Origin of the sequence: Microbacterium aurantiacum, assembly GCF_031625015.1 — a bacterium.
Classification (GTDB): Bacteria; Actinomycetota; Actinomycetes; order Actinomycetales; family Microbacteriaceae; genus Microbacterium; species Microbacterium aurantiacum.
In genome coordinates this window covers 880,454-905,544 of the sequence record NZ_JAHWXH010000001.1, presented here as the reverse complement: position 1 = coordinate 905,544, position 25,091 = coordinate 880,454, and the positions used below count along the sequence as shown (strand labels likewise).

The following is a 25,091-nucleotide window of genomic DNA, read 5'->3' as shown; positions in this document are numbered from 1 at the left end:
GGCAGTCCCACGCGCGAAGCGCCCGGTCCGACAGAACACCTCTGCCGGACCGGGCGCTTTCGCGTGCGCTTCTACTCCGTGCGGGCCCGCATCCGTGCCCGGGCGACGAAGGTCGCCGCGGTTCCGAGGAGCCCGAGGATCAGCGCGCCGATCACGAAGGGCGCGGGGCTCGATCCACCGGTGACCGCCAGGTCACCCGGATCGGATCCGGATGCCGGAGCCGGCGTGGCCGACGAGGTCGGCGTCGGCTCGGCCGTGGGCGTCGGGTCCGGCGTCGGCTCGGCCGTCGGGTCCGGAGTCGGCTCCGGGTCCGGCGTCGGCTCGACCGGGAGCTCGATGCGGATGTCGTCCCAGCCGATCAGGCGGCTCTCCGTGCCGAGCACGGCGAGCTTGTGATCGCCGAGCGGCATGTCCTCGGGGATCGTCACCTCGATCGTTCCCGTCACCTCGAACTCGCCGAGGTCGATCGGATCCGAGAAGAGCAGCACCGAGACGGTCGGGTCGCTCCCGGGGATCGTGACGGTGATCGTCTCGCCCGGGGCGGCCGTGTCGGGGACGCTCACACCACCGCGATTCTCATCGACGAGGTCCTCCTCGATGACCGGTCCGGGCGGGGTGACCGCCGTACCTTCGCCCGCGGCCCAGAAGATGGCCCGCGCCACATCGCTGAACGCCCCCACCGGGTGGTTGCGGTACGACGGCGAGGTGCCGAAGACGAACGCGCGGGTGCCCGTGGGGCCGACCGCCGAGAACGCCGAGGGCTGGCCCGCGGCGTCCGCCTGGGTGCGTCCGGCCTGCGAGCCCGCCCAGTGCCCGGAGACAAACAGGTCCGCCGCGGCGTAGGACTGCTCGACCGTGGCGTTCTCGCCGAGTCCGGTGAACCACACGAACGACGAGCCGAACGCGGTGTCCTGGGGGTAGTCCCCGAGGATGCCGTCGGCCGGCGTGTCGACCCGTGCGATGCCGTTGGACCCGCTCGTTCCGGTCACCGACGTGGCGGTGGTGACGCCGAAAGTACTCGCGAACGCGGCACCCGGGGCACCGCGACCGACCACGGGCTTGCCCGCGGCGATGTACGCGGCGACGGCGTCGCGGCCGGCCTGCTGATTCTGGTTGAAGGTCAGGTTGGCACCCACGAACAACAGGTCGATCGAAGACAGGTCGACCGTGCCGGCGGTGATCGTCGCACTCGTCACCGGCACGAGGTCGGTGAATCCGAGCTTGGTGAGCATGTCGCGATCGTCCGAGACGTTGACGTAGCCGATGCGCGGGAGGCGCAGCGCCGTGCTCTCGCCGTCGCGGATGGCGCGCCCATCGACGGCGACGAAGTCCACGCCGTAGATGTCAGCGACCGCGGCGGCAGCCGCCGCCCCCGCCTCGTCACGACGCAGGATGACCGTGCCGTCGGGGATCTGCGACAGCGCGATGCCCTCCCCGAGGAGCTCGACGATCGCCTGGTGGTCGGCAACGCCGCGCGGCTCGAAGGCCAGGTAGGTGCCGGCATCCGGAATCGATCCCGTCAAGGGCGCCTCGGTCACCGGCTCGACCGAGACCGCGGGGGCTGCATCCGTCGTCGTGCCGATCGCGTCGACATCGGCGCCCCACAGCAGCGACAGGCTCCATGCGGAGATGTCGTACATGTCGGGGACGCGCTCGGAGATGTCTGATCCGTCGGCGAGCAGCACGTTCGCAAGACCTCGGAGCGGCTGGTGCATGTCGACGTAGAACGAGCCGGGCTCGTAGGTCACGCCGTCCACGGTGAAGGGCGCGGTCGTCCGCGACACCTCGATGTTGTTGACCAGCAGCATCTGGGCGAGGGTCTGCGCGTCCGACTCCGAGCGCTGGTCATCCCCGGCCGGGATGACGTAGGCGCGCGGGTAGTCGGCGTTGTAGATGTCGGTCTCGTCCCAGATGTCGACCCACTCGGTCGGCACGCCCTCGGGGAGCTGCTCGGCGGTGATGTCGGCGGGGATGACGACGCTCGGCTCACCCGCGAGCCCGCGGCGGAAGATCTCGATCTGATTGTCGAGGAGCGCGGCGCCGTTGTCGGCGACGTAGTCCACGACCGTCTCGACGACGATCTCGGCGACCTCGATGTTCACCGCGGCGCGCTCGGCGTTCCGGGGGTCCGACGCGGGGTTCAGGCGCCCGAGCGGCAGCTCGACCGTGTTGGTGATCGCGCCCTGGTACGCCACGTACTGCGGGGCGAAGATCGGGGGCCAGTCGTCCCAGCCCGAGCGGATGTCGCGGTAGGGGATCTTGATCTTCCCGGTGTTGGTGGTCGTCGCCGACCCGTTCTCGGCGAGGTAGGTGTTGCCGGGGATGTTCGCCTCGACGACGGCCTTCTCGATCTCGAGCGCCGTGGAGTACGCGTGCGGGAGGAACAGGTCGTACTCGTAGTTCTCGCCGTGCGGCGGACCGCAGGGCTCGACCTGAAGCACATTGGTGTAGCCGTGGATGTCGATGAAGTACGTCGGCTGGATGACGCTCGCGAGATCACGGGTCAGCGACGCCTCGGCCGTGGCGCCGGTGATGAAGTCGCGATTGGGGTCGTAGCCGTTGACCGTCCCCCGCTGGCCGAGCGCGCGGCCGTCGGGGTTGTTCGTCACGGTGAAGTACAGCCGGTTGTTCGAGATGAAGTCGAGCACCGCCGGGTCATCGCTGGTGGCGAGCTTCTCGATGTAGTTCAGGGTGGCGTCGGTGCCCTCCCACTCGTTGCCATGGATGTTGCTGTTGAACCAGACGGGGATCTTGTAGCCGTCCTTCAGCGCGGTGTCCGCGGCCGCGGCCGCAGGGTCGTACTTGACCTTCGTGCGCCAGGCATCCTGCTGGGCGGTCTGCTCGGGCGTCTCCGGGCTCGTCACCGTGACGAGGTAGATGTCGCGGCCCTGCTGGGACGTCCCCACGACCTGGGTCGACACCCGGTTCGACTCCGCCATGACGCGCGTGAGGAACGGCGCGATCTCGTCGTAGGGGATCACGCCGCGCAGGATCGAGGCATCCGTCTCCAGATCCGGGAAGACCTGCAGCGCCGGCTGCACCGGGTACTGCGTGGGCATGTCGATCAGCGGCGATGCGGGTCGGACGAGGGGGATCGCCGGCGATTCGACGGCGGCGAAGGCGGGGGTGGCGACGACGGCGGCGGTGGCGAGGACCGCGGCGCACCCCACCCCGGCGATGAGGCGTTTCAGCACGGATGGGCTCCACTTCAGGTTGGTCGCCGTCACCCTAGGGACACCGTGTTTCCGCCGAGCGGCGGGATGTTACCGCTCCATCAAGCGGCGTGAGACAAACGCCACGCAGACATGGGGAACGCATGCGGTTCTGTCAGAATCTGCGGGTGCGTATGACTCGATCCCTCCCCGTCCTGGCCGCCCTGTCGGCCGCCGTCCTCCTCAGCGGCTGCACCGCCTCCGTCGGCGACCTCACCGGAGGCGACACCGCCGTCCGCGACGAGGACAGCGGGGAGGTCACCGAATCGGGCCAGGCCGACGTCTTCACCCTGTCCGTCGGCGACTGCCTCGACGAGCAGACCGGCGAGGAGATCTCCGACGTCCCCCTCGTGCCCTGCAGCGAGCCGCACGACATGGAGGTGTTCGGCGAGATCACCCTCGACGACGGCGACTGGCCGGGCGTCGATGTGGTCGGTCAGCAGGCCGATGAGGGCTGCTACGCCCAGTTCGAGGCATTCGTCGGCCTGCCGTATGAAGAGTCGACGCTGCTGTTCAGCTCGTACATGCCGACCCAGCAGGGCTGGGAGGAGTTCGACGATCGTCTGGTGTCGTGCCTGGTCATGGACCCGGCCGGCAAGACCACCGGCTCGCTCGCGGGCGCCGGGATCTGACGCCCTGCGGCGCCGGCACGCCGGGGGTCAGCGCGACGCCCACCAGGCGAGCAGGCGCCGCTCAGCCTCCTCCTCGCCGACGATGCCCTCGTCCAGGCGCAGATCGAGCAGGAAGCGGTACGCCTCGCCCACCTCGCGACCCGGGCTGATGCCGAGCACCTCCTGGATGCGGTTCCCGTCGAGCTCCGGGCGCATCGCGCCCAGCTCCTCCGCCTCGGCCAGCTCGTCGATGCGGCGCTCGATGTCGTCGTACGCGCTCGCCAGCCGTCGCGCCTTGCGGGCGTTTCGGGTGGTGACGTCCGCGCGGGTGAGGATGTGCAGGCGCTCGAGCTCGTCGCCCGCATCGCGGACGTAGCGCCGGACGGCGGAATCCGTCCACGCCCCCTCGGCGTAACCGAAGAACCGCAGGTGCAGCTCGATGAGTCGGGTCACCGCCGTGGTGGTCGCCGCGTCGAACCGCAGGGCGTTCAGGCGCTTGCGCGCCATCCGCGCACCCTTGACGTCATGGTGGTAGAACGTCACGCCGCCGCCGCTCTCGAGGCGTCGTGTGGCGGGCTTGCCGATGTCGTGGAGGAGCGCCGCGATGCGCAGGGGCACATCCGGTGCGGCGCCGGGGTGGCGCGCGTGCTCGAGCTCGATCGCCTGCCGCAGAACGGTCAGCGAGTGTTCGTAGACGTCCTTGTGGTGGTGGTGCTCATCCACCTCGAGACGGAGCGCCGGCACCTCCGGCAGGAACTCCTCCATCAACCCCGTCTCCACCAGCATCCGGATGCCGCGCACCGGGTCGTCGGAGGCGAGGAGTCGCACCAGCTCGCCCTGCACCCGCTCGGGGCTGACGATCGACAGCGACGAGCGCAGCCGCGCCATGGCCGCGACCGTGTCGGAAGCGACCTCGAAGCCGAGCTGGGCGGCGAAGCGCGCCGCCCGCAGCATCCGCAGCGGGTCGTCGCCGAAGCTCACCTCGGGATCGGCCGGGGTCCGCAGTGTCAGGGCGAGGAGGTCCTCGACACCGCCGGTCGGGTCGACGAGCGTCTTCGCGGGGACACGCAGCGCCATGGCGTTCACGGTGAAGTCGCGGCGGACGAGGTCGCCCTCGAGCGTGTCGCCGAACTCCACGGTGGGCTTGCGCGTCACCCCGTCGTAGCTGTCCGCGCGGTACGTGGTGATCTCCACCTGTTCCCCGGCGACCTTCGCGCCGATCGTGCCGAACGCGCGTCCGACATCCCACTGGACGGAGGAGATCGGGGTGACGATCGCGAGGATCTCGTCCGGGCGCGCATCGGTGGTGAAATCGAGGTCGTTCGTCGTGCGTCCGAGCAGCGCGTCGCGCACCGGACCACCGACGACGGCGAGATCGCGGCCCGCCGCGGCGAACGCGTCGGCGAGCGTGGACACCACGCGGGACTCGGCGAGCGCGCCGAGACGCGCGATGCCCTCGGCCATGTTGAGCATCCCTCGAGCCTACCGAGGCCCGCCCTCGGCATCCGGTGCGAAGCCGAGGAATCCCGTGAAGAGCAGCTCGCGCACGCGCGGCAGGAGATCGGCGCGCAGGGCCCCGGCATCCACCTCGAGCAGCTGGGCGATCGCGTCGATGAGCGCGCCGACGGCGAGATCCCCGTCGCACGCGCCGACGAGGGCGGCGAGCGCCGGATCGACCGACAGGGAACGCGCGAATCCGCCGCCCTGGCGCAGTTCGATCACCGTCGGGTCCTCCTCGCCCGGGCGATGATGACGCACCTCGGTGACGTCGCCGGAGACTCGGAGGACGGATGCCGCGACCGCCGCATCGTCCATGTCGGCGAGCCGGTCGTGGGCCGCGAGCGCCTCCGCGAGGTGCGCACCGAGGCCCCCCTGAGGAAGGGGCTGGGTGACCGTCTCGTACCGGGCGAGGGTCGGCGCGTCACCGCCGGCCGGGCGCCGGAGCAGGACGTAGCCGAACCCGATCCCGGTCACGCCGCGCGCGGCGAAGTCCTCGAGCCAGGCATCGAGGAGCCGATCGAACTCGCGGGTGCCCGGGACGGTTCCGCCGTCGCGGATCCACAGCTCGGCATAGGCGAGGGGGTCGGTGCGCTCGCGCTCGACGACCCATGCGTCGACCGGAACCGGCGACGTGTCGACCCATTCGCGCACGCGCTCCAGCCCCGGGACACCGTCGCGCGTCTCCCAGTTTCCGAGCATCTGGGCGACACCGCCGGGGACGAGATGCTCGCCCACGTCGCGGATGACGGAGGCCACGAGCGCATCGCCGATCATCCCGCCGTCGCGGTACTCGTACGCGGGGACGCCGGTGCGTCGCGGGGTGATGACGAACGGGGGGTTCGAGATGACGCGGTCGAAGCGCTCCCCGGCGACCGGAACGAACAGGCTCCCCGCACGCGCGTCGATCCCGGTGACGCCGTTGAGGGCGGCGTTCAGCCGCGCGAAGGCGAGGCCGCGCTCGGAGATGTCGGTCGCGACGACCTCCGCGACGTGCTCCCGGGCGCGCAGGGCCTGGACGCCGCATCCGGTGCCGAGGTCGAGGGCGCGCGCGGCGGGGGTCGGCAGCTGCAGCTCGGCCAGCGTGAAGGACGCGCCCCCGACCCCCAGGACGTGGTCCTCCGGCAGTGGTCCCGCCAGGGCCGCCTCGTCGAGGTCGCTCGCGATCCACCAGTGGCCGTCGCCGGTGCCGACGGCGTAGCTCTGCGGGCGGATCAGCGCCGTCGGGGCCACGCGGGTGCCGTCGGTCGTCGCGAGTCCCAGAGCGCAGAGGCCCGCGACGCCCGTGCGCGGGAGGGCGGCGGCGACGGATGCCTCGTCCTGCGGCATCCCGAGCACGAGGAGTCTCGCGAGGACGGCGAGGGCGTCGTCGCGGTCGCCGAGGACACGTAGCGCCGGCCCGCGCACGCCGCGACCGACCGCGTCGTCGTTGTCGGCGCCCCACGCGGAGCGCACCCCGTCGGCGGTGAAGCCGGCGGCGCGGAGATCGGCGGCGAGTCGCTCGCAGCCCTCGCGGTCGGCGGTCGGGAGGGGAAGCGGCGGGACGGCGGGCGGGGTGGCGGGCGGGGTCACCCCACCATTGAACCCTGCCGCGCGTCATCCGGGCCGCGTGTGCCCTCGCGGAGCGTTCTCAGGGGCCGGAGGGGAAGCGGACCGTAGAATCGCCTTCGATTCGTGCGGTCGACATCGCACGGGAGCGAACCGAACGTATGACCGTGATCCCCCTCGCCCGTCCCGCACGCCGTCCTCCGCGACGCCGGCGCGTCGGCGCGACGGTCGGCGCAGCGCTCCTGAGCCTCGTGCTGCTCCTCGCACCGACGACCGCGAATGCGGCCACGACCCCCGCGCCGACCCCGACACCGACCGCGTCCGCGGCGGTGTCCGAGCCCGGTGAGGTCGCCTTCACGCTCTCACCGCTGGGGGCCGGCATCCTGCGCCCCGGTGAGCGTCTCGCGGTGTCGGTGACCCTCACCAACGGCACCGATGCCGCCACCCCGACGGTTCCGGTGCGGCTGTGGCTCGGCGGCGAGGCCGTGCGCGACCGGGCCGCACTGACGGCGTGGCTCGACGGCGAGGGACGACTCGACGGGCTCGAGGAGGTCGCCGCGACCGAGCTCGAGGCGGTGCCCGCGGGCGGCGAACGCACCGGAGGGATTTCGGTCGAGGCCGACGACCCCCGGCTGTCGGGACGCGCCCCCGGTGTCTACCCGCTCGCGGCGAGCTACGACCTCGACGGGGAGACCGTCACGGCGGTCAGCGTCGTCGTGGTCCCCGATGACGGTGCTGAGACGACCATCGGGGTCGTCGTCCCGCTGACCGCTCCTGCCCTGAGCACGGGCCTTCTCAGCGCGACGGAGCTCGCCGCGCTGACCGCTCCCACCGGGGCGCTGACGAGTCAGCTCGACGGGGTGGAGGGCACACCGGCGATCCTCGCTGTCGACCCCGCCATCCCCGCCGCGATCCGCGCGCTCGGCTCCCGCGCCCCCGCCTCCGCGACGCAGTGGCTGGAGAGACTGATTGCCCTCCCCAACTCCCGTTTCGCCCTGCAGTACGGCGACGCCGACGTCGCGGTCCAGCTCGCGGCGGGCCTCGAGCGGCCCCTCCGCCCCCTCGGGCTGGCGTCCTTCCTGACCCCGCAGGACTTCGTGCCCGTCGCTCCGACCCCGGGCAGCACCCCGACCCCCGCGGACACCCCGACGCCCACGCCCACCGCGACGGTCGTCCCCGGCGAACCGGTGATCCCCGACACCGACGAGCTGCTCGACATCGGCGGCGGTCGCGACGCGGTGTTCTGGCCGGCACCGGGAACCACCTCGCCCGCATCGGTCGCCCAACTCGGCGGCATCGAGGCCGACGGTCGCTCCTCCCTGACGATGCTCCCCTCCACCGCGACCACCACCGGGGCAGACGGTGGCACCGTGCCGGCCCGTGGTGACGCGGACGGCGCGGCGGTGCTGGTGTACGACGCGGCGGTCTCCGACGCGCTCCACGAGGCGAGCCTGCGCGAGGAGGGGTCCCTCCGCGGCGCGCCCCTGGCGGCGGCATCCGCTTATCTGTCCTTCGCGGCCGCTGAGACCCCGGGCCTTCCCGTCATGGTGACCCTCGACCGCGAGGCCGAGCGTTCCCGCGTCGCGCTGCGGGCGGTCCTGACCGCCGCCGCGCAGTACCCCGGCGCCACGGCGGTCACGCTCGGGGCCCTCGCCTCTTCGCCGGCCGTACCGGTCACCCCGCTCGACGGTGCCCCGTCCGCCGAGCGCGCCGACGCGGCATCCGCTCTGATCGCCGACGAGGATGCGCTCGGCCGTTTCGCGACGATCCTCGACCAGCCTTCCCTCCTCACCGGACCGGAGCGCGCCGAGGTCCTGCAGCTCCTCTCGGTGGGGTGGGTCGATCAGCCCGATGCCGCCGCCCGTGCCGTGCAGCTGCACCGCGGCACCACCCGGACGACGCTGAGTTCGGTGGAGCTCCTCCCGACGAGCACCATCAATCTCTTCGGCTCCGGCGCAGGGCTGCGGTTCTGGGTGCGCAACGACCTCGAATGGCCGGTCAACCTCGTGCTGTACGCCACCCCGGGCGATCTCCGCCTCGACGTGCAGCGCGCGACGCCGGTGGTCGCCTCTCCGCAGAGCAACACCCGCGTCGAGGTGCCCGTGCAGGCGCGTGTCGGCAGCGGCGACGTCGTCATCGACCTCCAGCTGCGGAGTCCCGCCAGCATCGCGATCGGAGACTCGGAGCGGGTGGAGGTCAACGTCCGCGCCGAGTGGGAGGGTGTGGGCATCACCGCGCTGGCCGTGCTCGTCGGGGGGCTCTTCGTCCTGGGTGTCGTCCGCACCGTCCTGAAGCTCCGGGCGCGACGGCGTGGAACATCCGCCACCCCGTGAGCCGGCCCCGCGCGGACACCCTCCGTTCACCTGCGCGGGAATGGGCGACAGCTACCATGGGTTGATTCATCGAGCGGGATCGATATGTCCACATCCCGTGAGAACCGCAGAGAAGGGGGCGCAGTGCGTCACGTCATCATCATCGGATCCGGCCCCGCCGGGTACACCGCCGCGATCTACGCCGCACGCGCGAACCTCGAGCCCCTCGTCGTCGCCAGCTCCGTCGAAGCCGGCGGTGAGCTGATGAACACCACCGAGGTGGAGAACTTCCCCGGCTTCCCCGAGGGCATCATGGGTCCCGACCTCATGGCCAAGATGCAGGCCCAGGCCGAGCGGTTCGGCGCCGAGGTCCTCTACGACGACGTCGTCTCGCTCGACGTCTCGGGCCCCGTCAAGCGCATTACGCTCGGCAGCGGTGCCACCCACGAGGCGCACAGCATCATCTTCGCCACCGGCTCCGCGCCGCGGAAACTCGGCGTCGAGGGCGAAGCGCGCCTCTCCGGCCACGGAGTGTCGTACTGCGCCACGTGCGACGGGTTCTTCTTCCGCGAGAAGGTCATCGCCGTCGTCGGCGGCGGCGACTCGGCGATGGAAGAGGCGACGTTCCTGACGAAGTTCGCCTCGAAGGTCTACGTCATCCACCGCCGCGAAGAGCTCCGCGCGTCGAAGATCATGCAGGAGCGCGCGTTTGCGAACGAGAAGATCGAGTTCGTCTGGAACAGCGCCATCGTCGACATCCTCGGACAGGATGCCGTCTCCGGCGTCGTGCTCGAATCCACCGTCGACGGCTCGCGTCGCGAGCTCCCCCTCGACGGCGTGTTCGTCGCCATCGGCAACGACCCGCGGACGCACCTCGTCCACGGCGCGCTCGACCTCACGCCCGAAGGCACGATCGCGGTCGACGGGCGTTCGTCGCGGACCTCGGTTGCGGGCGTCTTCGCCGCCGGTGACGTGCTCGACCCCACGTACCGTCAGGCCGTGACCGCGGCCGGAAGCGGTACGGTGGCGGCACTGGATGTCGAGCACTACCTCGCCGGCCTCGGCGAGGCCGGTGCCCCTGAGCCGGAGGCCGACCCGATCGAGGGCCGGCCCGAGGTCAACGTCGCCTGACGCGGCATCAGGAACAATCTTCCGGCGTCGTGTGTTGACGCCCCTGTACGACTTCCGATCGAAGGAGAAAACATGACTGCCAAGGCGACGTCTTCGGCGACCTGGGAGCAGGACGTGCTCCAGGCCGAGGGACCCGTGCTCGTGGACTTCTGGGCGGAGTGGTGTGGCCCGTGCCGCATGGTCGCTCCCGTTCTGGATGAGATCCAGAACGAGAACCCCGACAAGCTCACGATCCTCAAGCTCAATGTCGACGAGAACCCCGACTTGGCGATGAAGTACCAGATCACGTCCATTCCGGCGATGAAGGTCTTCAACAAGGGTGAGGTCGAGACGACCATCATCGGTGCGAAGCCCAAGTTCGCTCTGCAGCAGGATCTCGCCAAGTACATCGGCTGATCCGCCTCGCGAAGAAGCCCCGCTCGGAAATCACTTCTGAGCGGGGCTTCTTCACATTCGGGCGATATATGCCCGATCCGGAATGTCTGGCTACGATGCGTCGACGCGCACCGTGGCGTCCCAGCGCCGATGAGTGTTCGCCTCGCCGAGGAGTCTCCACACCGCCGTCGTCAGCTCCGGGTAGTCGAGTGAGATCTGACGGAGGACGCGGTAGTGACGAGCGGCATTCGGGCGGGATCCGCCGTTAGCCGCGATGTTCTCGGCGCGCAACGTGAATACCACGAGCTCATCGACGGAGGGAAGGTCCTCCATGAAATCCCACGGATCTTCGCCCCCGCGGAGGCGCTCCGCGATCAGAACGGAGAGCTCGTCCGCTGCTTCGGCACGGAGCAGCTCGAGACTGGCTCGGCGCTGCGGGGAGTGATCTGCGGAACTCACACCACAAGCCTACGTCGCCGAACCCGATCGCGGGCTGGGTGTGGACAGCTCCTCTCAGGCTGACCCGTATCCCGACTCGCCCAGCTCCTCCAGAATGCGATTGAGATCCTGGATGCTGGCGAAATCAATGTTGATCTGGCCCTTTTTCGCGGCAAGGGTGATCTTCACACGCGTGTTCAGGCGATCTCCGAGACGCTCCGCGAGGTCGTCGAGGTGGGCACGGCGCGCGCCGGCTTGTGCCTTCCCCGGCCGGGTCCCCGCGCCTTCGAGGGTCTTGGCGGCAGCCTCCGCCGCGCGCACCGAGAGATCTTCGTTGATGATCTTGTCGGAAAGGCGCTGCATTGCCTCCGGCGTCTCGACGGAGAGGATCGCCCGCGCGTGGCCGGCGCTGAGGACGCCCGCGGCGACGCGCTGCTGAACGGGAACCGGCAGCTTCAGGAGCCGGATGGTGTTGCTGATCTGCGGACGCGAGCGACCGATCCGGGTGGCGAGCTCCTCCTGGGTGATTCCGAAGTCGGCGAGGAGCTGCTCGTAGGCGGATGCCTCTTCCAGCGGATTCAGCTGCGAGCGGTGGAGGTTCTCCAGGAGGGCGTCACGGAGAAGGTTCTCATCAGACGTGTCTCGCACAACCGCAGGGATCGTTTCGAGGCCGGCCTCGCGAGCGGCCCGCGTGCGCCGCTCCCCCATGATGAGCTCGTAGGTACCCTCATCCGTGGCGCGAACGACCACGGGCTGCAGCACGCCGAACTCGCGCACGCTGTGGATGAGCTCGGCGAGATCATCGGGATCGAAGTGGGTGCGCGGCTGCCGCGGGTTCGGCACGATCGTGTGCGGATCGATCTGCATGAGCCGGGCACCGGGAACGGCGACGAGATCCTCGGTCGAGTCCCGCGTCTCGTCGCTGCTCACAGCCACGGACGCGGCTTCCGAGGAACCGATCGCCTCGGGTGCGGCATCCGACGGCGCGTTCTTGGGGAAGAAGACGTCCGAGGGGCGTTCTTCTGTCGGTTCGGCGGTGGGGATGAGCGCCCCGATCCCGCGACCGAGGCCTGTGCGCTTGGCCATCAGGCGCTTCCTTCCTTCGAAGACGCGTGATCGCGTCGAATGAGTTCCACCGCGGCTTCGCGGTAGGCGATCGCGCCGGCGGACTGGCCGTCGTACGCGATGACGGTCTGTCCGAAGCTCGGGGCTTCCGAAACACGGACGGACCGGGGGATGACGGTGCCCATCACCTCGGAGGGGAAGTGCTGACGCACCTCCTCGGCGACCTGCTGCGCGAGGCGCGTGCGTCCGTCGTACATGGTGAGCAGAATCGTGGAGAGGTGAAGCCGAGGATTCAGGTGCTTCTGGATCATCTTCACCGTGCCGAGCAGCTGGCTGAGGCCTTCCAGCGCGTAGTACTCGCACTGGATCGGGATGAGCACTTCGCTCGCGGCGGTGAACGCGTTGATCGTGAGGAGTCCCAGCGACGGTGGGCAGTCGATCAGGACGAAATCGAGGTGGTGGTCCTCCGTGGCGAGGTAGTCGTCGAGCGCTGTGCGCAGACGATGCTCGCGTGCGACCTGCGAGACGAGCTCGATCTCGGCGCCGGCGAGGTGGATCGTGCTCGGAGCGCAGAGCAACCGCGGCGATTCGGGGCTGACCTGGATGATGTCAGCGAGGGGGAACTCATCGATCAAGACGTCGTACACACTCGGGGTGTCCGCGGTGTGGGGGACACCCAGTGCCGTCGACGCATTTCCCTGCGGATCGAGGTCGACGACGAGGACCTTCGCCCCGACGGATGCCAGCGCGGCGGCGATGTTCACCGCGGTCGTCGTCTTTCCGACGCCGCCCTTCTGGTTCGAGACCGTCAGCACGCGGGTCTTTCCGGAGAGTTCGACGTCAGTGCTCTCGAGACGCCGTCGTCGTGCGGAGAGGTCCGCGAGTTCGCGGGCCAGCGGGGTGTCATCGAACGAGAAGGATGCGGAAGAAGACTCCGTCTCCTCGGGTTGTTTCACGTGAAACACTCTCCCTCTCGCGCGTCAGAACAACGTCCTCCACTCTAGGCGATTCCACCCCCACCACCCGCCTCCCGGTGATGTGACCGCCTAACCGCCGATGTTTCACGTGAAACCCACCACGGCGCTCGAGTAGCCCGAAAGCCACATACGAGATCCCCCGCGCCCCGCGCGTCCACCGGTGATCGAGTAGCCGCGCAGGGGCATACCGAGATCCCGCATGATGGCCGGGCACCGATCTCGATACACCGCGCTTCGCGCGCCACTCGACCACCGACGCTGTTCCCGCTGATCAAGCGGTAGTCGCCAATGTTTCACGTGAAACCCCACCCCGGTGATCGAGTAGCCGCGCAGCGGCGTACCGAGATCCCCCACCCCCACCACGGCCTCAGCACATCGCGCTACGGAGCCAGACCCGCGGAGCGAGGGTCTCGATACACCGCGCTCCGCGCGGCACTCGACCACCGGTGCCCACCCCGGTGATCGAGTAGCCGCGCAGCGGCGTACCGAGATCCCGCACCCCCACCACGGCCTCAGCACATCGTGCTTCGCGCGTCCACCGGTGATCGAGTAGCCGCGCAGCGGCGTACCGAGATCCCACTGTCGACGTTTCACGTGAAACGCTTCTTACCCAATCGGGAAACCGCACCGATATCGCCGGCGACCAGAGCGAGGCGCTTCGCCCGGCCCCACCCCTGCACTTGCTTCTCCCGACGAAACGCGTCATCGACGCGGTCGTACTCCTCGCAGTAGAGCAACGCGACAGGAAGCCTGACCGCAGTGTATGCCGAACCTTCTCCGAACTGATGCTCCTCCACGCGACGTGAGAGATCGAGAGTGCTCCCCACATAGAGGGAGCCGTCGGCGCATCGAAGGATGTACATCCATGCCATGACTGCATCCTGACGGGAGTACGCGAGCCGGCGGAGCGAGAATCTGGCATCGGTGGACAACGCAGGGCGGTGCGTCCCGGGGGAGGAGGAGATCTCGATACGCCGCTCCGCGGCTACTCGATCACCGGAGGTGGCACCGTTCGGTGGTCGAGTGCCGCGCGGAGCGCGGTGTACCGAGACCGGGGGAGGAGGGGATCTCGGTACGCCGCTCCGCGGCTACTCGATCACCGGGGGGTGACCCCATCCCGTGGTCGAACCCGGCGGGGGATCTCGGTCCCTGCACCGCGGATACTTGATCACCGGCATGACCCGCACGCGTTTCACGTGAAACATCTCCCGCTGGCTTTGCTTCGGTGGTCGAGTGCCGCGCGGAGCGCGGTGTACCGAGACCGGCTGGGGGATCTCGGTACGGCGCTTCGCGGCTACTCGATCACCGGCATGACCTGCGCGCGTTTCACGTGAAACATCTCCCGCGCCGGCTTAGCTCCGGTGGTCGAGTGCCGCGCGGAGCGCGGTGTACCGAGACCGGCTGAGGGATTTCGGTACGCCGCTCCGCGGCTACTTAATCACCCGGGGGTGGCACCATCCCGTGGTCGACGCCGGCGCGGAGGATCTCGGAACACCGCAACCCTGGGGTCAGCGGCGGATGGTGCCTCGGAGGACGCGGGTGGGCTCGGCGAGAACACCCTCACCCACGATCTCGACACGCGCATCGACGACGCTGAACTTCCGAAGTTGCTTCTGCGCCGCGGCGATCTCGTTCTGAGCGTTCGCGCCCTTGAGCAGAACCAATTCGCCGCCGTCACGAACGAGAGGCGCGGTCAGCGGCAACAGCGTGCGCAGCGCACTCACTGCCCGCGCGGTGACCGCATCCATCACAGGACCCCGGCTCCAGTCCTCGGCACGGGCGCGCACAACCTCGACGTTGTCCAGCTCGAGCTCGCGCACCTGCTCCGTAAGCCATTGCACACGGCGTTCCATCGGCTCGATCAGGACCCACTCGACGTCCGGGCGCGCGATCGCGAGCACGAGACCCGGGAGGCCCGCGCCAGAGCCGATGTCCGCGACACGCCCCGAAAAGAAAGGGGCGATGATCGCGCTGTTGAGGACGTGACGCGTCCACAGGCGGGGAAGTTCCAGAGGACCGATGAGGCCTCGCTCCTCGCCCTGCTCCGCCAGCGCGGCTGTGAACTGACGCGCGACAGCCAGGCGCGAGCCGAAGATCTCCTCAGCGACTACCGGCTCGGCCTCGACCGTCGCAGCCGGCGTTTCACGTGAAACGTAGTCCGACACGTCAGGCGCGGCGGATCACGGTGTGACGATCCGCTCCTTCACCGTACGACTCCGAAACGAAGCCGCGCTCGGCGACGACATCGTGCACGAGCTTCCGCTCATAGCTCGACATGGATGGGAGCGACGCCTGCGAGGCACCCTCTTCGATCTTCTGGATCGCTCGATCCACCAGACCTGCCAGCTGCTGCTGACGGGTGTCGCGAGATCCACCCACATCCAGGATCAGGCGCGAGAATCGACCCGTCTTCGCCTGAACCGCGATGCGCGTGAGTTCCTGCAACGCCTGAACCGTATCGGGATCGGCGATCAGTGAGACCGAACCTCCCTCGGGGGCCTCGACGGACACGTACGCACGACCGTTTCGCACGTCGAGATCGAGGTCTCCGTCGATATCGGCGATGTCGAGCAGGCCCTCCAGGAAGTCTGCGGCGACGTCCCCTTCCTGCTCGAGCTCCTCGATCGTCGGTTCGGTACGGTCCGCGCTCACGCGGGGAGTATCGATGTTCGTCATGACTGTTCCTTCGTGGAGGGGTCGCCGCTCACGCGGACGACGTGCCGTTGTCGCCCGGGGTCGAACCCGGCTGCTTCTGGGCCTGCTTCTTCGCCCGCTGCTTACCGACCGGCTGCTGCCGCTTCGGCGTCGCCGCCTTGGCACGCTCCGCCTCTTCGTACAGACGCTTCTGCTCGGCGAGGTACTTCTCCATGGGGACGACCTTGCCCGACGCGTCGATGGCCTTGCCCTTGCGAGCGAGGCGCTCCTCGCGCGCCTTCGCGGCCTCGGAACCCGGCGTCGGCATCTCACGGATGACGAGGAACTGCTGACCCATCGTCCACAGGTTCGAGACGAACCAGTAGATGACGACACCCAGCGGGAAGAAGACACCGGAGAAGACGAACGCGAACGGCAGGACGTACAGCATGATCTTCTGCATCTGGTACGCCTGGCCGGTCTTGGCCTCGGGCGACAGGTTCTTCGAGATGATCTGCAGCTGCGTGAAGAACTGGGACACGATCATCAGGACGACGAGGACCAGCAGAATGACGATCGCTGTCGTGTTGCCCGTGTTGAACGCGTCGATCAGCGTCTCGTGGAGCGAGGCGACCCCGAAGAGCTTCGCGTCGTAGAACTCCTGCGTCAGCTCCGCGTTGAGGAGTCCGACACCGCCGATGCCCGCCTGCGCGTGACGCGTGACGTCGTTCAGCACGCTGAACAGGGCGAAGAAGATCGGCATCTGGACGAGGAGCGGGAGGCAGCTCGCCACCGGGTTCGTCCCGTGCTTCTTGTACAGCGCCATGGTCTCGCGACTCATGGCCTCGCGGGAGAGCTGATCCTTCTTGCCCTTGTACTTCTCCTGAACTTTCCGCAGTTCAGGGGCGATTTCCATCATCTTGCGCTGGCTCTTGATCTGCCGCACGAAGAGCGGGATCAGGGCGGCACGCACGATGATGACCAGGCCGACGATGGACAGCACCCAGGTGATGCCGTCGGCGGCCGGGAGGCCGATGGCCGTGAACAACGCGTGCCAGGCGACGAGCACGAGCTCGACGACCCACTTCAGCGGCCACAGGATGGTGCCGATCAGGTCGAAGCCGCCACCGCCGGCGGGAGCCGGAGTGGACGAAGCGGTGGCGAGCAGAAGATCCATGCGGAGGATCAGTCCTTTCCGGTGGGGGACGGCACGACGAAACCCCGGGAGGTCAACGCGTGCGGGAAGTCTCTGTGGGGCGGGACGTCATCTTCGCCGCCGAGGGCCCAGGGATGGCATCGCGCGAGTCGCGCCGCTGCCATGACCGTTCCTTTGACGACCCCGTGCTGCTGGACCGCGCCGACCGCGTACGCGGAACACGACGGGTAGTACTTGCAGACGTCTCCGTACATAGGAGACACCGTCGCACGATATCCATGGAGAAAGGCGAGAACCGCGTTCCTCGGGAGGAGGGGAACCGAGCGCAGGGAGTCGGATGCCGCGAAATGCGCGTCGCCGACGGCGTACGACGGCAGGACGCTCATGCGCGGACTCGGGAGAGGGACCGTGTGACGTCGTCGCGGAGCTCGACATACGGAGCAGTTGCCGCGCTGGGTAGCGCGCGGATCACCACGTCCGTCCCGGCATCGACCTGCGAGTCCGCCAGTATCGCGGCGGATACAGCTTTGAGCCGTCGGCGCACAGTATTGCGCACGACGGCTCCGCCGACCTGCTTGCTCACGATGAAGCCGAAGCGGACGGCATGCGATTCCCCCGTCGTCCTGACGTAGGTGATCGTGTGCGCGCCCGCACTCCGACGCCCCCGACGGACGACGGCTTTATAGTCCGCGCCGCGGGTGAGTCGGTTCGGCCTCGCGAGCACCGCTCGGGCTCAGGCCGAGAGCTCGGTGCGGCCCTTGGACCGACGCGCGGCGAGGATCGAACGGCCGGCACGCGTGCGCATGCGGGCACGGAAACCGTGCTTCTTGGCACGACGACGGTTGTTGGGCTGGAAGGTGCGCTTGCTCATGGGATATCTTCCGGGTCAGGGTCACCGGGACGCTCGAAACCGGGGACTCTCGTACATGGGGACTGGCCGATAGGCACAAGTCAACCGATTAAGGCTACGTCGAGAGGCGCCAGAACTCAAACCGGGAACTGAACGGGCCAGTATGCACGAGCGTCCGAGCCTCGCGAAGATGCGACACACCGCGGGCCTCAACCCTGCGGGCTTGATACCGGGGGCGCCGCTGACTAGCGTGTCTGAGTCAGTTATCCACAGGTCCGGCGTGATGTTTCCGCGGGAGTGTGCACAACAATCAACACCCCCGGGGGGACCATGTCACCGCACGATGTACCGGATGTCCCCGTCTGGTCCGCGGTGCTGGGCGAACTCGCCGTCGACGATCGCATCACTCCTCAGCTGCACGGCTTCCTGAATCTCGCGGTGCCGCAGGGCGTCATGGGCGGCACGCTGTACCTCGACGTGCCGAACGACCTCACCGCCGCGCAGTTCACCAAGCGCATGCGGATGCCGATCATGGAGGCTCTCGCGAAGGTTCCTCAGGATGAGGCTCCGGCCTCGACCTTCCGTGTCGTGGTCAACCCCGAGCTGATCGAGAGCGCCGACTCCGAGCCGGAGCCGGAGGCGATCCCCGCCACGATGACGGCGGCGCAGACGTTCACCCTCCCGCGCTCACCGTTGGAGGAGCCGGTGGAGGTCTCTTCGGCGGCCTCCCGTACGGACACGCGACTCAATCCGAAATACACCTTCGACAACTTCGTCATCGGTCAGTCCAACCGCTTCGCCCACGCCGCTGCGGTCGCCGTCGCCGAGGCACCGGCAAAGGCATACAACCCGCTCTTCGTTTACGGCGATTCGGGTCTCGGCAAGACCCACCTCCTCCACGCCATCGGCGACTACGCCATGAGCCTGTACTCCGGCATCCGCGTCCGGTACGTCTCGAGCGAGGAGTTCACGAACGACTTCATCAACTCGATCGCGAACAACCGCGGTTCGGCGTTCCAGGCGCGGTATCGGGATGTCGACATCCTCCTGATCGACGACATCCAGTTCCTGCAGGGTCGCGCCGAGACGCAGGAGGCGTTCTTCCACACCTTCAACACCCTCCACGATCACGACAAACAGGTCGTGATCACGAGCGACGTGCCGCCCAAGCACCTCACCGGCTTCGAAGACCGCATGCGGAGCCGGTTCGAGTGGGGTCTCATCACCGATGTGCAGGCTCCCGACCTCGAGACGCGCATCGCGATCCTCCGGAAGAAGGCGCAGTCCGAGCGGCTGCACATCCCCGACGAGGTCATGGAGTACATCGCCACGGTGGTGTCCTCGAACATCCGCGAACTGGAAGGCGCTCTCATCCGCGTCTCGGCGTTCGCCAGCCTGAACCGGTCGAACCTCGACATGTCTCTCGCGCAGACGGTGCTCCGCGACATCATCGATCAGGATGACGCGAACGTCGTCTCGCCGACGGACATCATCACGGCCACGGCGCAGTACTTCAAGCTCACCGTCGACGACCTGTACGGCTCGAGCCGCTCGCAGTCGGTCGCGATCGCCCGACAGATCGCCATGTATCTCTGCCGGGAGCGGACGAGCCTCTCCCTCCCGAAGATCGGTCAGCTCTTCGGCAACCGCGATCACACGACCGTGATGTACGCGTACAAGAAGATCAGCGATCTCATGAAGGAGCGCCGCTCCATCTACAACCAGGTGACCGAGATCACCACGCAGCTCGGCCGCAACGGCCGCTGACCTCTCCTCGGCCGCGCGAAACGGTCGGAAATCACTTGACACCATCGCGTCGGCGGCGGCAAAATCCGCGTTTCGCCCGCGTTCTGCACAGTGTGGAAAAGCTGTGGATAACTCTTCGCGACGCCGGAATCCCTGTGCAGGATCCGGGGATGCCTGTGGATAACTGGGGATAACCGTCGCGGCGGTCGCGAACCGATCACAACTCCGTCCGCAGCCGATCCACAACTCACACGAATGTGATTCCGGTGTCCCGCAAGCGATCGAGCGAGTTGTCCACAGTTTCCACAGGCGTTAACACCATGACAAAGAAAGAGGGATTAAGGGTCGAGCCGATGACCTTGTCGTGAACCGACCGGGGAAACGGATGCCGCTCCGCGACGCCCGCACATCCGACACAGGTGCAGGGTTCACCGGGGACTAGCATGAGAGGCCCAGCCCGCTGTCAAGGGAGCATTCGTGAAGTTCCACGTCAATCGTGATGTGTTCAGCGAAGCCGTGTCGTTCGTCGTCAAGCTTCTTCCGCAGCGGAATCCGCAGCCGATCCTGGCCGGTGTGCTGATCGAAGCCGGCGAAGACGGTCTGTCGCTGTCCGCCTTCGACTACGAAGCATCGGCGCGCACCACGATCGAGGCGACGATCGACGACCCCGGCACGATCCTCGTGCACGGGCGTCTGCTGTCCGAGATCGCCAGCCGTCTCCCGAACGCTCCGATCCAGATCGAGGTCGATGATGACGGCGGGATCCTGCTCTCCTGCGGTTCCGCACGCTTCACGCTCTCGTCGATGCCGGTTCAGGAATACCCCGCGATCCCCGAGGTCACGGGCGACTCGGGGCTCGTGCCGGGTGAGGATTTCGCCACCGCCATCGCGCAGGTCGCCTTCGCAGCCTCCCGCGACGACGTCACCCCCGTCCTCACCGGTGTGCAGCTCGAGGTCTCGGGCACCCATCTCAGCCTCGTCGCGACCGACCGCTACCGTGTCGCCCTCCGCGAGATCCCGTGGGACGGCGGCGGATCGGCTTCGGACGAGGCCACGACCGCGCTCGTCCCCGCCCGTACCCTGACCGAGGTCGGCAAGACGTTCTCGCACTCCGGGGACATCTCGATCGCCTTCTCGGGATCGGGCGACCGCGAGATCATCGCCTTCACCGCCGGCAACAAGACGGTCACGTCGCTGCTGATCAAGGGCAACTTCCCGCCGGTCCGCCGGCTGTTCCCCGAGCAGACCGAACACCACGCCGTCGTGAACACCGCCGAGCTCGCCGAAGCCGTTCGCCGTGTCGCGCTCGTGCTCGACCGCTCCGCTCCGCTGCGTTTCACCTTCACCACGGATGCCGTGTCGATGGACGCCTCCGGAACCGAGCAGGCGCGGGCGACCGAGTCGGTCGACGCGAACCTCGTCGGCGAAGATGTCACGCTGGGTCTCAACCCCCAGTACCTCCTCGAAGCGCTCGGCGCGGTCAAGAGCGAGTTCGCGCGGATCACGTTCACCTCGAGTGACAACGCGAACAAGCTGAGCCCGGTCCTCATCACGCCGCAGACCTCGGTCGATCGCGCCGGCGAGGAGTCCTTCCGCTACCTGCTGCAGCCGAACCTGCTCCTACGGTGACGGATGCCGGCACCGACGTCGTGTCGGCGCCGCTGATTAGGCTTGACCGGTGATCGTCGAGCACCTGAGCCTCCGTGACTTCCGCAATTACGCGGAAGCGGAGGTCGCGCTCGTCGCCGGGCCCAACGTGTTCGTCGGCAGCAACGGTCAGGGCAAGACGAACCTCGCGGAAGCGATCGGTTTCCTCGCGACGCTGGGGTCGCACCGCGTGTCGACCGATGCCCCGATGGTCCGCGACGGGGTGGATGCCGCGATCGTGCGGGCGCGCCTCCGTCACGCCGACCGGCAGGTGCTGCTCGAGGTGCAGATCAATCGGCAGGGGACGAACAAGGCCCGCATCAACGGCTCTCCGGCGAAGCCCGCCGAACTCCCGCGCTACGCCCAGATCGTGCTGTTCGCGCCGGAAGACCTCCAGATCGTGCGCGGCGATCCGTCCGCGCGGCGCCGCTTCGCCGATCAGCTCCTGGTGCAGGTGTCTCCGCGGATGTCCGGGGTCCTCGGGGACTACGACCGCGTGCTCAAGCAGCGCAACGCCCTGCTGAAGTCGGCGCGGGCGCGCGGCATCCGCGGTGAAGCGCTGTCGACGCTCGATGTCTGGGACGACAAACTGGTCGCCCTCGGCACGGAGATCATCCGGATGCGCGGGCAGCTCGCCGACGAACTCGCCGGTCCGCTCGCGTCCGCGTACGCGTCGATCGCGGGTGCCGACCATCGCCCCGAGATCGAGTGGTCGCGTTCGATCGAGGGGTTCGATCCCGATGCGGAGGACGCACCGCCCACCGCCGACCCGGCAGCTTCCGGCGCGTCCGATGACACCGGGGAGGGAGATGTGATCGCGGCGCGGTTCCGGGCTGCTCTCGCGGCGAAGCGCTCCGCGGAACTCGAGCGCGGGATCACGCTCGTCGGGCCCCACCGTGACGATCTCCTCCTGCGTGTCCGCGGGCTGCCGGTGAAGGGGTACGCGTCGCACGGGGAGTCGTGGTCGGTCGCACTCGGATTGAGACTCGCCTCGGCCGAGCTCCTGCGCGCACAGTCGTTGCGCGGGGATCCGGTCCTGATCCTCGATGACGTGTTCGCCGAACTGGATGCCGGACGCCGGACGCGATTGGCTTCCCTCGCAGCCGACTACGAACAGGTCATCGTCACCGCCGCGGTCGAAGAGGATGTCCCGGAGGCGCTGACCGCACGGGTCGTGCGTGTCGAGGCCGGCACGATCGTGGGGAACGCGGATGCCGGAGACTGACACCAGCGCGCCCGCCGCCGAGATCCCCGAGACGGTGGCGACGTACCTGCGGTTGCGCGGACTCGAGCCGTCGTCCGCGTCATGGCGGCGCAAGAAGCGTCGACGCCGGGACGACGACGAGAATCAGCCCTTCACCGCAGGTCGCGATCCGAAGGGGGTCGCCGATGTCCTCGCCGACCTGACCCGGGAGTCCGGGTGGGACCGCGAACTCGCCCGTGAGGATGTCGTGCGTGCGTGGGCGGAGGTGGCGGGTGAGGGGACGGCGCAGCACACCCGACCGGTGGCGTTCACCGAGGGCGCCCTCACCGTCCAGGCCGATTCCACAGCCTGGGCCAAGCAGCTGCAGCTCATGCGGGCGCACATCCTCACCGAGATCGTGCGCCGGTTCCCCGAGGCGGGGGTCGAGACCATCCGTTTCGTCGGACCGGACGTCCCCTCGTGGAAATGGGGTCCCAGAACGATTCCAGGGCGCGGCCCGCGCGATACCTACGGCTGAGCCACGTCCGATATCGTCCGGAACGATTTCCGCGCGCCACAGGGGCGTAGAGGCGTTGTCGGCGAGGCAAAGTTGATAGACTGACCGGGCCCCTGCCCATCGATGTGGAGCGCTCTCACTTATGACGTCCGATAACCCTGGAAGCGTTCCCGAGGAACCCGAATCGCGACCGTCCTCCGCGGTGCCCAACGAGTACGGTGCCGACGCCATCCAGGTGCTCGAGGGACTCGAGGCGGTGCGCAAGCGCCCCGGAATGTACATCGGCTCCACCGGTGAGCGGGGTCTGCACCACCTCGTCTACGAGATCGTCGACAACTCCGTCGACGAGGCCCTCGCGGGCTACTGCGACGCGATCGAGGTCACGATCCTCGCCGACGGCGCGGTGCGCGTGGTCGATAACGGTCGCGGCATCCCCGTCGACATGCACAAGACCGAGGGCAAGTCCACGGTCGAGGTCGTCCTGACCGTCCTGCACGCGGGTGGAAAGTTCGGCGGCGGCGGATACGCGGTCTCCGGTGGTCTGCACGGCGTCGGTTCGTCGGTCGTGAACGCCCTCTCCTCCCGCCTCGAGGTGGAGGTCAAGCGCCAGGGCTCGGTGTGGCGTCAGTCGTACGCGACCGGTGGTGTCCCCCAGGCGCCGCTCGCCAAGGGCGAGGACAGCACCGAGACCGGGACGACGATCACGTTCTGGCCCGATGACACGATCTTCGAGACGGTCGTCTTCGACTACGACACGCTCCGCACCCGCTTCCAGCAGATGGCGTTCCTCAACAAGGGCCTGCGCATCAGCCTCCGCGATGAGCGCCCGGAGGGACTGGTCGACATCGACGGTCTCGCCGATGCGGATGCCGCGCCCCAGCCGCGCAGCGACAGCTTCCTCTACGAGCGGGGCCTCGTCGACTACGTCGAGCACCTCAACCGCGTCCGCCACGCGGAGGTCGTCAACGACGAGATCGTCGAGGTCGAGTCCGAGGACACCGAGCGCAAGATCGCGCTGGAGCTGGCGATGCAGTGGACGACGAGCTACACCGAGAACGTCTTCACCTTCGCCAACACCATCAACACGCACGAGGGCGGCACGCACGAGGAGGGGTTCCGGGCGGCGCTGACCACGCTGGTGAACCGGTACGCCCGCGCGCAGAACCTCCTCAAGGAGAAGGACGACAACCTCACGGGTGAGGACATCCGCGAGGGGCTCACCGCCGTGATCTCCGTGAAGCTCTCCGAGCCGCAGTTCGAGGGGCAGACCAAGACCAAGCTCGGCAACACCGAGGCGAAGGCGTTCGTCCAGAAGGTGGTCGGCGACAAGCTCGGCGACTGGTTCGACCGCAATCCCGTGCAGGCCAAGAACGTCATCCGGAAGGCCATCGACGCGGCATCCGCTCGCATGGCGGCACGCAAGGCCCGCGAGACCGCGCGACGCAAGAGCGTGTTCGAGTCGGCGGCGATGCCCGACAAGCTGAAGGACTGCACGAGCAAGGATCCCTCGATCAGCGAGATCTTCCTCGTCGAGGGTGACTCCGCCGGTGGTTCGGCCGTGCAGGGCCGTGATCCGCACACGCAGGCGATCCTCGCCCTGCGTGGAAAGATCCTGAACGTCGAGCGCGCCCGCCTGGACAAGGCGCTGTCGAACAAGGAAGTCCAGGCGATGATCCAGGCCTTCGGCACGGGCATCGGCGAGGACTTCAGCATCGAGAAGGCGCGGTACCACAAGATCGTGCTGATGGCGGATGCCGATGTCGACGGTCAGCACATCACCACGCTGATGCTCACCCTGCTCTTCCGGTACATGCGCGGTCTCATCGAGGCCGGCTTCGTCTACCTCGCGCAGCCACCCCTGTACCGACTGAAGTGGTCGAATTCTCCGCACGAGTACGTCTTCAGCGACCGCGAGCGGGACGCTCTGCTGGCCGACGGCATCGCCTCCGGCAAGCGGATCCCGAAGGACAACGCGGTGCAGCGGTACAAGGGTCTGGGCGAGATGAACGCCAAGGAACTGTGGGAGACCACGATGGATCCCGAGACCCGCACCCTCAAGCAGGTGACGATCGACGATGCCGCAGCGGCCGACGAGATCTTCACCGTGCTCATGGGTGAGGACGTCGAGTCGCGGCGCGGGTTCATCCAGCGCAACGCCAAGGACGTCCGCTTCCTCGACATCTGATCTCCTC

21 protein-coding genes and 2 pseudogenes are annotated in these 25,091 nt (G+C 68.3%); 10 read left to right on the top strand and 13 right to left on the bottom strand.

Annotated features, from left to right (window positions below; translation table 11 throughout):
- Positions 1-71 precede the first annotated feature (71 nt).
- Positions 72-3,227: a M14 family zinc carboxypeptidase gene (locus KZC50_RS04275; protein ID WP_310890717.1), complete on the bottom strand. Its 3,156-nt coding sequence runs from the start codon at positions 3,225-3,227 to the stop codon at positions 72-74.
- A gap of 119 nt (positions 3,228-3,346) precedes the next feature.
- On the opposite strand from KZC50_RS04275, the gene KZC50_RS04270 reads away from it, so the two are divergent.
- Positions 3,347-3,844 (top strand): septum formation family protein, encoded by a 498-nt coding sequence (locus KZC50_RS04270; protein ID WP_310891526.1) that lies wholly within the window; start codon positions 3,347-3,349, stop codon positions 3,842-3,844.
- Positions 3,845-3,871: 27 nt separating this feature from the next.
- Here the strand turns inward: KZC50_RS04270 and KZC50_RS04265 are convergent, their stop codons facing one another.
- Positions 3,872-5,296: a CCA tRNA nucleotidyltransferase gene (locus KZC50_RS04265; protein ID WP_053546726.1), complete on the bottom strand. Its 1,425-nt coding sequence runs from the start codon at positions 5,294-5,296 to the stop codon at positions 3,872-3,874.
- 9 nt (positions 5,297-5,305) lie between these two features.
- Positions 5,306-6,892 carry a DUF7059 domain-containing protein gene (locus tag KZC50_RS04260; RefSeq protein WP_310890716.1) on the bottom strand — a complete coding sequence of 529 codons (1,587 nt, stop codon included), beginning with the start codon at positions 6,890-6,892 and terminating at the stop codon, positions 5,306-5,308.
- A 143-nt stretch (positions 6,893-7,035) separates the two neighbouring features.
- Here KZC50_RS04260 and KZC50_RS04255 point away from each other — a divergent pair, with 143 nt between their 5' ends.
- The 3 genes from KZC50_RS04255 to trxA all read left to right on the top strand — a co-directional run bounded on the left by KZC50_RS04255 (position 7,036) and on the right by trxA (position 10,707).
- Positions 7,036-9,201: a DUF6049 family protein gene (locus KZC50_RS04255; RefSeq protein WP_310890715.1), complete on the top strand. Its 2,166-nt coding sequence runs from the start codon at positions 7,036-7,038 to the stop codon at positions 9,199-9,201.
- Between the two features lie 123 nt (positions 9,202-9,324).
- Positions 9,325-10,311 carry a thioredoxin-disulfide reductase gene (gene trxB, locus KZC50_RS04250; protein ID WP_310890714.1) on the top strand — a complete coding sequence of 329 codons (987 nt, stop codon included), beginning with the start codon at positions 9,325-9,327 and terminating at the stop codon, positions 10,309-10,311.
- A 72-nt stretch (positions 10,312-10,383) separates the two neighbouring features.
- Positions 10,384-10,707 (top strand): thioredoxin, encoded by a 324-nt coding sequence (gene trxA / locus KZC50_RS04245; protein WP_236966972.1) that lies wholly within the window; start codon positions 10,384-10,386, stop codon positions 10,705-10,707.
- A gap of 90 nt (positions 10,708-10,797) precedes the next feature.
- Here trxA and KZC50_RS04240 read toward each other — a convergent pair whose 3' ends face one another.
- From KZC50_RS04240 to rpmH, 10 genes are all read right to left on the bottom strand, one after another.
- The gene (locus KZC50_RS04240; protein WP_053546721.1) at positions 10,798-11,145 is read right to left on the bottom strand and encodes a hypothetical protein; all 348 of its coding nucleotides are present in this window, start codon (positions 11,143-11,145) and stop codon (positions 10,798-10,800) included.
- A gap of 54 nt (positions 11,146-11,199) precedes the next feature.
- Complete coding sequence (locus KZC50_RS04235; protein WP_301134262.1) at positions 11,200-12,210, bottom strand: ParB/RepB/Spo0J family partition protein; 1,011 nt, start codon at positions 12,208-12,210, stop codon at positions 11,200-11,202.
- Positions 12,210-13,145, bottom strand: a complete 936-nt coding sequence (locus KZC50_RS04230) for a ParA family protein (RefSeq protein WP_053546719.1) — start codon at positions 13,143-13,145, stop codon at positions 12,210-12,212. The genes KZC50_RS04235 and KZC50_RS04230 overlap by 1 nt, the downstream gene beginning before the upstream one ends.
- Positions 13,146-13,756: 611 nt before the next feature.
- On the bottom strand, positions 13,757-14,038 hold the full coding sequence (locus tag KZC50_RS04225; protein WP_310890713.1) for a GIY-YIG nuclease family protein: 282 nt from the start codon (positions 14,036-14,038) through the stop codon (positions 13,757-13,759).
- 636 nt (positions 14,039-14,674) lie between these two features.
- A complete protein-coding gene (gene rsmG / locus KZC50_RS04220; protein WP_310890712.1) occupies positions 14,675-15,331 on the bottom strand; it encodes a 16S rRNA (guanine(527)-N(7))-methyltransferase RsmG in 657 nt (218 codons plus the stop codon).
- Between the two features lies 1 nt (position 15,332).
- The gene (locus KZC50_RS04215) at positions 15,333-15,842 is read right to left on the bottom strand and encodes a Jag family protein (protein WP_053546716.1); all 510 of its coding nucleotides are present in this window, start codon (positions 15,840-15,842) and stop codon (positions 15,333-15,335) included.
- 28 nt (positions 15,843-15,870) lie between these two features.
- Positions 15,871-16,977 (bottom strand): membrane protein insertase YidC, encoded by a 1,107-nt coding sequence (gene yidC, locus KZC50_RS04210; protein WP_301134268.1) that lies wholly within the window; start codon positions 16,975-16,977, stop codon positions 15,871-15,873.
- An 8-nt stretch (positions 16,978-16,985) separates the two neighbouring features.
- The gene (gene yidD / locus KZC50_RS04205) at positions 16,986-17,342 is read right to left on the bottom strand and encodes a membrane protein insertion efficiency factor YidD (protein WP_301134269.1); all 357 of its coding nucleotides are present in this window, start codon (positions 17,340-17,342) and stop codon (positions 16,986-16,988) included.
- A complete protein-coding gene (gene rnpA, locus KZC50_RS04200) occupies positions 17,339-17,680 on the bottom strand; it encodes a ribonuclease P protein component (protein ID WP_310890711.1) in 342 nt (113 codons plus the stop codon). Before rnpA ends, yidD begins: the two co-directional genes overlap by 4 nt.
- A 9-nt stretch (positions 17,681-17,689) precedes the next feature.
- Positions 17,690-17,827 carry a 50S ribosomal protein L34 gene (gene rpmH / locus KZC50_RS04195; RefSeq protein WP_053546712.1) on the bottom strand — a complete coding sequence of 46 codons (138 nt, stop codon included), beginning with the start codon at positions 17,825-17,827 and terminating at the stop codon, positions 17,690-17,692.
- A 309-nt stretch (positions 17,828-18,136) separates the two neighbouring features.
- Here rpmH and KZC50_RS15665 point away from each other — a divergent pair.
- The 6 genes and pseudogenes from KZC50_RS15665 to gyrB all read left to right on the top strand — a co-directional run.
- Positions 18,137-18,305, top strand: a pseudogene (locus tag KZC50_RS15665) (chromosomal replication initiator protein DnaA); the annotation flags it as partial.
- Positions 18,278-19,573 (top strand): annotated as a pseudogene (gene dnaA / locus KZC50_RS04190) (chromosomal replication initiator protein DnaA); the annotation flags it as partial. The pseudogenes KZC50_RS15665 and dnaA, both read left to right, overlap by 28 nt.
- Positions 19,574-20,029: 456 nt before the next feature.
- Positions 20,030-21,181 (top strand): DNA polymerase III subunit beta, encoded by a 1,152-nt coding sequence (dnaN, locus tag KZC50_RS04185; protein ID WP_053546710.1) that lies wholly within the window; start codon positions 20,030-20,032, stop codon positions 21,179-21,181.
- A gap of 49 nt (positions 21,182-21,230) precedes the next feature.
- Positions 21,231-22,424 carry a DNA replication/repair protein RecF gene (gene recF, locus KZC50_RS04180; RefSeq protein ID WP_301134278.1) on the top strand — a complete coding sequence of 398 codons (1,194 nt, stop codon included), beginning with the start codon at positions 21,231-21,233 and terminating at the stop codon, positions 22,422-22,424.
- On the top strand, positions 22,411-22,920 hold the full coding sequence (locus tag KZC50_RS04175; protein WP_301134279.1) for a DciA family protein: 510 nt from the start codon (positions 22,411-22,413) through the stop codon (positions 22,918-22,920). Before recF ends, KZC50_RS04175 begins: the two co-directional genes overlap by 14 nt.
- 121 nt (positions 22,921-23,041) lie before the next feature.
- Positions 23,042-25,084: a DNA topoisomerase (ATP-hydrolyzing) subunit B gene (gyrB, locus tag KZC50_RS04170; protein WP_310890710.1), complete on the top strand. Its 2,043-nt coding sequence runs from the start codon at positions 23,042-23,044 to the stop codon at positions 25,082-25,084.
- Positions 25,085-25,091 lie beyond the last annotated feature (7 nt).

Bases quoted from the DNA above. Each gene is read 5' to 3' on its own strand.
- yidD (WP_301134269.1), bottom strand. From the start codon at position 17,342: ATGAGCGTCCTGCCGTCGTACGCCGTCGGCGACGCGCATTTCGCGGCA.
- KZC50_RS04215 (WP_053546716.1), bottom strand. From the start codon at position 15,842: ATGACGAACATCGATACTCCCCGCGTGAGCGCGGACCGTACCGAACCG.
- KZC50_RS04175 (WP_301134279.1), top strand. From the start codon at position 22,411: ATGCCGGAGACTGACACCAGCGCGCCCGCCGCCGAGATCCCCGAGACG.
- KZC50_RS04265 (WP_053546726.1), bottom strand. From the start codon at position 5,296: ATGCTCAACATGGCCGAGGGCATCGCGCGTCTCGGCGCGCTCGCCGAG.
- yidC (WP_301134268.1), bottom strand. From the start codon at position 16,977: ATGGATCTTCTGCTCGCCACCGCTTCGTCCACTCCGGCTCCCGCCGGC.
- KZC50_RS04270 (WP_310891526.1), top strand. From the start codon at position 3,347: ATGACTCGATCCCTCCCCGTCCTGGCCGCCCTGTCGGCCGCCGTCCTC.
- KZC50_RS04225 (WP_310890713.1), bottom strand. From the start codon at position 14,038: ATGGCATGGATGTACATCCTTCGATGCGCCGACGGCTCCCTCTATGTG.
- rpmH (WP_053546712.1), bottom strand. From the start codon at position 17,827: ATGAGCAAGCGCACCTTCCAGCCCAACAACCGTCGTCGTGCCAAGAAG.
- gyrB (WP_310890710.1), top strand. From the start codon at position 23,042: ATGACGTCCGATAACCCTGGAAGCGTTCCCGAGGAACCCGAATCGCGA.
- trxA (WP_236966972.1), top strand. From the start codon at position 10,384: ATGACTGCCAAGGCGACGTCTTCGGCGACCTGGGAGCAGGACGTGCTC.
- KZC50_RS04235 (WP_301134262.1), bottom strand. From the start codon at position 12,210: ATGGCCAAGCGCACAGGCCTCGGTCGCGGGATCGGGGCGCTCATCCCC.